This is a genomic window from Brevundimonas sp., from assembly GCF_050729455.1.
Classification (GTDB): Bacteria; Pseudomonadota; Alphaproteobacteria; order Caulobacterales; family Caulobacteraceae; genus Brevundimonas.
In genome coordinates this window covers 1-4188 of record NZ_JBOHLI010000104.1, presented here as the reverse complement: position 1 = coordinate 4188, position 4188 = coordinate 1, and the positions used below count along the sequence as shown (strand labels likewise).

Here is a 4188-nt window from a genome sequence, read left to right as displayed (position 1 = left end):
GCCTTTCACCTGAACGGATAGAAATCCAGTCGATGGGAGAGTTGCATGAGCATCGAGCCATTTGACGGCGCCAACGGCCCCTCGGCCCGCTACATCACAGGGCCCGATGGACCCTCTGTATCCGAATCCAACTTTGAGGCGGGGACAAACTCGCTGTTAAGATAATTGGCTATCTCGGCAAGACTTGCCATCACCTCTTCGAATTTCGGTGCAGTGCCGAAAATCATACCGCTCATTTGGGCATAGTCCTGATACAGCCGGCGGCTCATCGCCTCCGTTGGGAGGAGGTTGTAGCTGCCGGGCACAGCGCGATCATAGCGATGATTGTTGATTTCCGCGGAGAAGTGACCCGTTAGGCAGGGATTTTTCCATCGAGAAGTGACCCATGTTTTGACCACGTCTCACGCGTGCTACGCGGGGGACCTCGGAGTGATCGACATGGAGTTATTGAGTGTCATCCGTCGCTGGCATGGGCGGAATCATCTTTCGATCCGGGAGATTTCCCGGCGCACCGGGCTTTCGAGGAACACGGTCCGCAAGTACCTGCGCTTGGATAGCGTCGAGCCTCGGTTTCACGTTCCCGACCGTCCAAGCAAACTCGATCCCTATGCCGACAAGCTCTCGGCGATGTTGCGGATCGAAGGCGGCAAATCGCGCAAGCACAAGCGCACCGTCCGTCAGTTACATGCCGATCTGGTCTTGCTCGGCTATGAGGGCTCCTACAATCGGGTCGCGGCCTTTGCCCGGGACTGGAAGGCGGCCCGTCTGCGCGAGCAGCAGATCAGCGGTCGTGGCACCTTCGTGCCCCTGGCCTTTGTGCCGGGCGAAGCGATCCAGTTCGACTGGTCGGAGGACTGGGCGATCATCGCCGGCGAGCGCACCAAGCTGCAGGTCGCTCACGTGAAGCTGTCCTACAGCCGCGCCTTCACGCTGCGCGCCTACCTGCTCCAGACCCATGAGATGCTGTTCGATGCCCATAACCACGCCTTCCGGGTGTTGGGCGGCGTACCGCGGCGGGGCATCTACGACAACATGAAGACGGCCGTCGACAAGGTCGGCCGCGGCAAGGAGCGCCAGGTCAACATCCGCTTCTCGGCCATGGTGAGCCACTTCCTGTTCGAGGCCGAGTTCTGCAACCCGGCTTCCGGCTGGGAGAAGGGGCAGATCGAGAAGAACGTCCAGGATGCCCGGCATCGGCTCTGGCAGCCCCTGCCGAACTTCCCGTCGCTGGAGGCACTGAACGCCTGGCTGGAGACCCGGTGCCGGGAGTTGTGGTCGCAGACCGCGCACGGCACACAACCCGGTACAATCGCCGATGCGTGGGCCGAGGAGATCCGGCACCTGATGGCGATGCCGCGTCCCTTCGATGGCTTCGTCGAGCATGCCAAGCGCGTCTCCCCGACCTGCCTGGTCCATCTGGAGCGCAATCGTTACAGCGTGCCGGCATCCTTTGCGAACCGCCCGGTCAGCCTGCGTGTTTATCCCGACCGGATTGTCATCGTCGCCGAGGGGCAGGCGATCTGCGAACATCGCCGGGTCTTCGCCCGCTCGCATGATCGTCTCAGCCGGACGGTCTACGACTGGCGGCATTATCTGGCCGTCCTCCAGCGCAAACCCGGGGCCTTGCGTAACGGTGCCCCCTTTGCCGAGATGCCGCCGGCCTTCCGCTCCCTGCAACAGCATCTGCTCAAGACGCCAGGGGGCGACCGGGAGGTGGTCGAGATTCTGGCCCTGGTCCTGCAGCATGACGAGGAGGCCGTGCTGACGGCGGTCGAACTGGCCCTGAAAGCCGGCGTGCCGACCAAGACCCACATCCTCAACCTGCTTCATCGGCTGATCGACGGCGCACCGATGACCGCGCCGACGGTCGAAGCCCCTTCCGCTCTCACATTGACCACAGAGCCGCGCGCCAATGTCGAACGCTATGACGCCCTGCGCCGGGCCGAGGAGGTGCGCCATGCGTCATGATCCTGCGAGCGGGGCCATCGTCATCATGCTGCGCAGCCTCAAAATGCACGGCATGGCCCAGGCCGTCAGCGACCTGACGGAACAGGGGGCGCCGGCCTTCGAGACCGCCGTGCCGATCCTGTCGCAGATCCTGAAGGCGGAGATGGCCGAGAGAGAGGTCCGATCAACGGCCTATCAGCTCAAGGCCGCGCGCTTCCCGGCCTATCGCGACCTCAACGGCTTCGACTTCGCCAGCAGCGAGATCAACGAGGCACTCGTGCGCCAACTGCATCGGTGCGAGTTCCTCCAGGATGCTCATAACGTCGTCCTGGTGGGAGGGCCCGGCACCGGCAAGACCCATGTCGCCACGGCCCTCGGGGTCCAGGCCATCGAGCACCATCACAAGCGCGTCCGCTTCTTCTCCACCGTCGAACTCGTCAACGCTCTCGAACAGGAAAAGGCTCAGGGCAAAGCTGGACAGATCGCCGGCCGGCTCGCTTACGCCGATCTCGTCATCCTCGATGAGCTCGGATACCTGCCCTTCAGTGCATCGGGCGGCGCCTTGCTCTTCCACTTGCTGAGCAAGCTCTACGAGCGCACCAGCGTCGTCATCACCACCAATCTCAGCTTCTCGGAATGGGCCACCGTCTTCGGCGATGCCAAGATGACCACGGCCCTGCTCGATCGCCTCACCCACCACTGCCATATCCTCGAGACCGGGAACGACAGCTTCCGCTTCAGGAACAGCTCGGCAAAGCCCGACAAACCAGCCAGGGAGAAAGCCAAAAACTTGACCGCAACCTGAACAAATAACACCATCTGGGCGGGTCACTTCTCAGCGGAAACCCAGGGTCACTTCTCCGCGGAAATCAACACCGTCCCCGTCGGCCGGCCACGTCGGCTTGTCGCGGGACACGATAAGTGTCATTCGAAGACATAGCTACCGGGGGCCGGTCCAAGCGAATGATAGCCAGCTTCGCGCCGACCTTGCGGGGGCGGTGCTACGCGCTCGCTGGGCCTGCTGCGGAGCCAGTCGAACCAGGCGGGCCACCACGACCCGTTGCGGACCGGCGTCGCGCCAAACCAGCTGTCCGGGTCGACATAGTGGTCACGTGTGCCGGAGTGGCCGATCCGATAGTTTCGCCCCTCATGGCCCGGCTCGGATACGACCCCCAGATTATGCCCGCCATTGGTCAGGGCGAATGTCACATCAGCGTCTGCCAATAGGCGAAACTTGTAGACCGAACGCCAGGGGGCGACGCGATCCGATTCCGCACCGAGCGCGAAAATCGGGGTGCGAATGTCCTGGATGACGATCGGCCGGCCGTCCACTTTGAAGCGGCCCGCTGCGAGGTCGTTGTTGAGATAGAGCGAGCGCAGATAGTCCGAATGCATGCGATAAGGCATGTGGGTCACATTGGCCAACCAGGCCGAGATATCGGAAACCGGATCCGGCTCGCCCATCAGGTAGCGATGGATCATTTTCGACCAGACCAGGTCATTGGAGCGCAGCAGGTGGAAAGTGCCCGCCATCTGCGAGCCGGCCAGCACGCCGCGCTGCCACATCAGGTCCTCGATGAATGCCACCTGGCTGTCGTTGATGAACAGCTTGAGTTCGCCGGCCTCGTCGAAATCGGTCTGTGCGGCGAGAAAGGTCAGGCTGGCGATCCGGTCGTCGCCGTCACGTGCCATGGCTGCGGCAGCGATCGCCAGCAGCGTGCCGCCCAGGCAATAGCCGACAGCGTGAGCCTTGGTCGCGCCGGTAATCGCCAGCGCGGCCGTGAGCGCAGGCAAGACTCCGAGCCTGCGATAGTCGTCGAAGCCGATGTCGCGGTCGGCCGGCGTCGGATTCTTCCACGAGATCATGAACACGGTGAAGCCCTGTTCGATCAGGTGGCGCACCAGCGAGTTTCGCGGCGACAGATCGAGGATGTAATATTTCAGGATCCATGCCGGGACGATCACCACCGGCTCGCGCTGCACCGTCGCTGTTTTGGGCCTGTACTGGATGACCTCGCAGAGCGGCGTCCTCAGGATCACCTCGCCCTCGGTCACCGCGACCGTCTCCCCGACACGGAATGTGTCGGCGCCCGCCGCCGGCGCCCCCGAAACGAGCCGGAACCAGTCGTCGGTCGCCGTGGCCATGCCCTGGGCGAGGCACAGGCCGCCGGTTTCGACGACGCGGCCGAGCACCTCCGGATTGGTCCTTGGAAAATTCGCTGGCGACACGCTGTCCAGCAC

At 63.2% G+C, this 4188-nt stretch carries 3 protein-coding genes; 2 read left to right on the top strand and 1 reads right to left on the bottom strand.

The genetic code is table 11. The features are described 5' to 3' along the window. Positions 1-438 precede the first annotated feature (438 nt). Entirely contained in the window at positions 439-1968 is a 1530-nt protein-coding gene (gene istA / locus ACREEF_RS15600; protein WP_431566484.1) for an IS21 family transposase, read from the top strand. Then, positions 1958-2752 carry an IS21-like element helper ATPase IstB gene (gene istB / locus ACREEF_RS15595; protein ID WP_431566483.1) on the top strand — a complete coding sequence of 265 codons (795 nt, stop codon included), beginning with the start codon at positions 1958-1960 and terminating at the stop codon, positions 2750-2752. The genes istA and istB overlap by 11 nt, the downstream gene beginning before the upstream one ends. A 119-nt stretch (positions 2753-2871) precedes the next feature. Here the strand turns inward: istB and ACREEF_RS15590 are convergent. Then, the coding region (locus ACREEF_RS15590) for a PHA/PHB synthase family protein (protein WP_431566482.1) at positions 2872-4188 on the bottom strand (1317 nt) is incomplete at its 5' end.

Coding starts and splice junctions, on each gene's coding strand:
- istA (WP_431566484.1), top strand. CDS start 439: ATGGAGTTATTGAGTGTCATCCGTCGCTGGCATGGGCGGAATCATCTT.
- istB (WP_431566483.1), top strand. CDS start 1,958: ATGCGTCATGATCCTGCGAGCGGGGCCATCGTCATCATGCTGCGCAGC.